At 70.2% G+C, this 4,958-nt stretch carries 3 protein-coding genes; all 3 read left to right on the plus strand.

The genetic code is table 11. The features are described 5' to 3' along the window. Positions 1 to 28: 28 nt before the first annotated feature. The 3 genes from AC060L_RS37195 to AC060L_RS37205 all read left to right on the plus strand — a co-directional run bounded on the left by AC060L_RS37195 (position 29) and on the right by AC060L_RS37205 (position 4,955). Positions 29 to 610, plus strand: coding sequence for a GTP-binding protein (locus tag AC060L_RS37195; RefSeq protein WP_110673255.1), 582 nt, complete (start codon positions 29 to 31; stop codon positions 608 to 610). A 327-nt stretch (positions 611 to 937) separates the two neighbouring features. Next, on the plus strand, positions 938 to 4,531 hold the full coding sequence (locus AC060L_RS37200) for a sensor histidine kinase (RefSeq protein ID WP_483803420.1): 3,594 nt from the start codon (positions 938 to 940) through the stop codon (positions 4,529 to 4,531). 10 nt (positions 4,532 to 4,541) lie between these two features. Then, positions 4,542 to 4,955: a roadblock/LC7 domain-containing protein gene (locus tag AC060L_RS37205; RefSeq protein ID WP_035797811.1), complete on the plus strand. Its 414-nt coding sequence runs from the start codon at positions 4,542 to 4,544 to the stop codon at positions 4,953 to 4,955. Positions 4,956 to 4,958: the final 3 nt, after the last annotated feature.

The following is a 4,958-nucleotide window of genomic DNA, read 5'->3' on the forward strand; positions in this document are numbered from 1 at the left end:
GACGTCACGCTGCTCGAAAGGGTCCTCAGTGGACTTCGCAAGCTCTAGCCCCGCGGCCACCCGCGCCACCACCTCCGCGAAGATCGTCGTCGCCGGCGGCTTCGGCGTGGGCAAGACCACCCTCGTCGGCGCCGTCTCCGAGATCAACCCGCTGCGCACCGAAGCCGTCATGACCTCGGCCTCCGCCGGCATCGACGACCTCACCCACACCGCCGGCAAGACCACCACCACGGTCGCCATGGACTTCGGCCGAATCACCCTCGACGAAGACCTCATCCTCTACCTCTTCGGCACCCCCGGCCAGGACCGCTTCTGGTTCATGTGGGACGACCTCGTCCGCGGCGCCATCGGCGCCGTCGTCCTCGTCGACACCCGCCGCCTCGCCGACTGCTTCCCCGCCCTCGACTACTTCGAGAACAGCGGGCTCCCCTTCGTCGTCGCCCTCAACGGCTTCGACGGACACCAGCCCCACACCCCCGACGAAGTCCGCGAAGCACTCCAACTCGGACCCGACACCCCCATCATCACCCTCGACGCCCGCCGACGAGACAGCGCCAAAAGCGCCCTCATCACCCTCGTCGAACACGCCCTCCTCGCCCGCCTGCGCTGATCATCGATGGGGATCCCGGCACCGGGATCCCCATCTGTGCATCCGATAACGGTTCGATAGGCATTTCGGGCATTTTCGTCACCAAACGTAGTCACGCTGGTTCGCTCAGCTCACAGGCCTCGGGCATTTGGGGGCTCATGTCGCCGAATGTCCGATATGTACATCAACGACCTGTGGTCCTGGGCTGTTTGTCCCGTATCCCTGCACGTGCTGAAATTCCAGCTACCCCGACAGTCACCCACATAGCAGTTCCACCCAGCAGCGGGCTGCGGCCAGGGGTAGCAGCTGGATTGATCCATGGCCGCCAGGCCGAGAGGTTGTTGTCGAGTGAGGCGTAAGCAGCCACAGATCCCGCCGCGGCGCCCCGAGCCCCGCGAGACGGACCGCAGCGGCCAGAACACCGCCGCCTTCTCGCCCTTCGCGGCGAACTCCGAGCGCTCGCAGACCGGCTCGGCCAACCGGCCGGGCGGCGTGGGCGGGGCCGGCGGCCTCGGCTCCGGCAAGCCCACCGCACCCGGCGGCCCGGACGTCGTCAAGAACGCCGACGAGATGCCAACGGGCGGCGGCCGGTTCGAGTTCCTGGCCTTCCGCAACTGGCGGGTGCCGACCCGACTCATCGCGATCCTGCTGATCCCGGTCGTCATCGGCCTGGTCTTCGGCGGTCTGCGCGTCAACACCTCCTTCGACAGCTACGTCAAGGCGAACCAGGCGGAGAAGACCGCCCAGCTCGCCGTCGCCGCCACCGACCTCGCGGACGCGCTGGAGAACGAGCGCGACTTCACCGCGATCCCGATGCTGACCGGCAGCGACCCGCAGGGTCTGGTCGCCAGGTACCGCGGGATCACCGACCAGAAGCTGGCCGCGTACAAGTCGGCCTACTCGAAGGTCGGCAGCGACACCGAACTCGCGCGCCGCAACGACGCGTTCCAGGGTGACCTGGTCTCGTTCCAGCACCTGCGCGACAACGCCTACAAGCCCGAGCTCTTCGCGAGCGCGACGCAGGCGGCCTACTCCACGATGATTTCGCCGCTGATGGCGATCGACAACTCGGTCGGCACCGGCAGCTCCGCGGGCGTCAGCCGCGGCCGCGCGCTCTACGCGATGTCGCTGACCAAGGCCTCCGCGTCGAGCCAGCGCGACCTGATGCTGAGCCTGCTGGTCGGCATCGCGACCGGCCGCAACTCCCGCTTCGAGAACATCGAGCTGACCGAGGACCTGCTGGTCGCCCAGAAGCTCGAGGACACCTCGCTCACCGAGTTCCAGAACGGCGCCGCCCCGGCCGACAACGCGGTGTACTCCAAGGCGCTCGGCGTCCAGGCCGACGCCGACCCGCGCGCGCCGCTGCGGATGCCGGACAACACGCTGCCCAACATGCAGACGCTGATGAACGTCGCGATGGCCTACCAGCAGGCCGCCGCCGCCGGTCTCACCAACGGCCAGCAGGCCGCCACGGAGGCCATCAACAGCTCGCAGGCCGCCGGTCTCACCACCGACAACTGGCTGCAGGCGACCGCCAGCCACATCAACCCGCTGCGCTCCACCGAGACCAAGCTGCTGGCCAGCGTCGTCGCCGACGCGACCGACGCGAAGAACACCGCAGAGACCGACGCCATCCTCAACTCGGCGATCGTGATCGGCGCGCTCGCGCTGGCCGGTCTGCTCACCGGCTTCATCGCCCGCTCGATGATCCTCGGCATGCGCGTGCTGAACACCAGCGCGCTGCAGATCGCCAACCACCGCCTGCCGGACCTGGTCGAGAAGCTCTCCAAGACCGACCCGGACCGGGTGGACACCAACGTCGAGCAGATCGCGCTCTGGGGCAAGGACGAGATCGGCGAGGTCGCCCGAGCGTTCGACCAGGTGCACAAGCAGGCGGTCACGCTGGCCGCCGAGCAGGCACTGCTGCGAGGCAACCTGAACGCGATCTTCTCCAACCTCTCGCGCCGCAGCCAGGGCCTCATCCAGCGCCAGCTGGCGCTGATCACCGACCTGGAGAACAACGAGGCCGACCCGGACCAGCTGGAGAACCTCTTCAAGCTGGACCACCTCGCGACCCGTATGCGCCGCAACGGTGAGAACCTGCTGGTCCTCGCCGGCGAGGAGCCGGGCCGCCGCTGGAACACCCCGGTCCCGCTGGTCGACGTGCTGCGCGCCGCCGCCTCCGAGGTGGAGCAGTACGAGCGCATCGAACTCGCCACCGTCCCCTCGGCCGAGGTGGCCGGCCGGGTCGTCAACGACCTCGTCCACCTGCTCGCCGAGCTGCTGGAGAACGCGACCTCGTTCTCCAGCCCGCAGACCCGGGTCAACGTCACCGCGACCCGCCTGCCGGACGGCCGGGTGCTGGTCGAGATCCACGACAAGGGCATCGGCCTCACCGCCGAGGACTTCGCCGAGATCAACGAGAAGCTCGCCGAGCCGCCGACGGTCGATGCGTCGATCTCGCGCCGCATGGGCCTCTTCGTGGTCGGCCGGCTCTCCGACCGGCACAACATCCGCGTCCAGCTGCGTCCGTCGGGCGAGTCGGCGGGCACCACCTCGCTGGTCATGCTCCCGGCCCACCTGACCCAGATGCGGGCGATGCCGGAGCCGGAGGAGGAGTTCACGGTCTCCCGGATCTTCGCCGACCAGGAGCCGCAGAGCCCGTGGGAGCAGGAGGCCTTCGGCGCCCAGCGCAGCGCTGCGGAGCTGGGCTTCGACGACAACCTGGCGGTCCGCGGCGCGGACGGCTTCAGCCCCGCCCTGGACTCGGTGCAGCGCTCGATGCGGCTCGACCAGCGCCGCCGCGCCGCGCTGGAGGCCGGTCCGGGCGAGGGTGACGAGCCGCTGGCCGGCGAGGGCGCACTGCCCCAGCGGGACGCGGGCTTCGCCGAGCCGGAGATCGTCGAGGCGGACTTCGTCGAGGCCGAGTTCGTCGAGCCCGAGCAGGCCGGCGGCTTCGCGCCCGCGGACCCGCAGCAGGGCTACGGCCAGCAGGGCTACGACAACGGCTACTACGCCGACCAGCAGTACGGGCAGCAGCAGTACGGCCAGCCGCCGTACGCCGGGCAGCCCGAGCAGCAGTACGGCGGCTCGGAGTACGGGCAGCAGGACTACGGTCAGCAGCAGCAGTACGGCCAGCAGGAGTACCAGAACGGCTACTACGCCGATCAGGGCTACGACCAGCAGGGTTACGACCAGCAGGGCTACGACAACGGCTACTACGGCGAGCAGCAGCCCGCCGCGCACCAGGCCGAGCGCTTCGACGGCTTCTCGCCGAGCCCGCGCGGCGCGGCCGAGCCGGCCGCCGGGCACCCGTACGGCGCCGAGCCGCCGGCCCTGCCGGCCGGTGACACGCTCGGCTCGGGCCTGCCGCTGCGCCGCCCCGGCCAGCAGCTGGCTGCCGGCCTCGGCGACACCGCGGGCAACGCCGGCTCCCGGGCGATCGGTGGACTGGACTCCGGCGAGCAGCCGAACTGGTTCACCGGCGCCAAGGACACCTCCGGCGGCGCCGCCCCGGCACCGCGCGGCCACGAGGTGTCCGGCCTCGGTGCCTCCGGCCCGACCGGTCCGACCGGTTCGAGCGCCTGGCAGTCGGCCAACGACGCGGACTGGCAGCGCGCCGAGAAGCTGCGTGAGCCGGTCTCCGGCGGCACCACCGGCTCGGGCCTGCCGCGCCGGGTTCCCAAGCAGAACCTGGTGCCCGGCAACGCCAAGCCGGCCGCCCAGGACGGCCCGCAGGTCTCCCGCAACCCGGAAGAGGTCCGCGGCCGGCTGACCAACCTGCGCCGCGGCGTGGAGCAGGGCCGCAACGCCGGTTCGGAAGCGGGCACCACGGGAAACTTCCGGATCGACCCCAACGACATGAACCAGCCCCGCCACAGCGGGCCGGGACAGCAGAACAGCACCGATCTCTTCGGCGGCTCGAACCACCAGGAGCGTTGAGTTGAGTCAGATGAGCCAGGCCGCACAGAACCTGAACTGGCTGATCACCAATTTCGTGGACAACACCCCAGGGGTGTCCCACACAGTGGTGGTCTCCGCCGACGGGCTCCTGCTCGCCATGTCCGAAGGCTTCCCCCGCGACCGCGCCGACCAGCTCGCCGCCGTCGCCTCCGGCCTCACCTCGCTCACCTCCGGCGCCAGCCGGATCTTCGAGGGCGGCGACGTCAACCAGACCGTCGTCGAAATGGAACGAGGCTTCCTCTTCCTCATGGCAGTCAGCGACGGCTCCTCCCTCGCCGTCCTCGCCTCCCCCGACTCCGACATCGGCCTGGTCGGCTACGAAATGGCCCTCCTCGTCGACCGCGCCGGAGCCGTCCTCACCCCCGCCCTGCGCGCCGAACTCCAAGGCAGCCTCCTGCACTGACAG

This window comes from Kitasatospora sp. NEAU-69 (genome assembly GCF_057158765.1).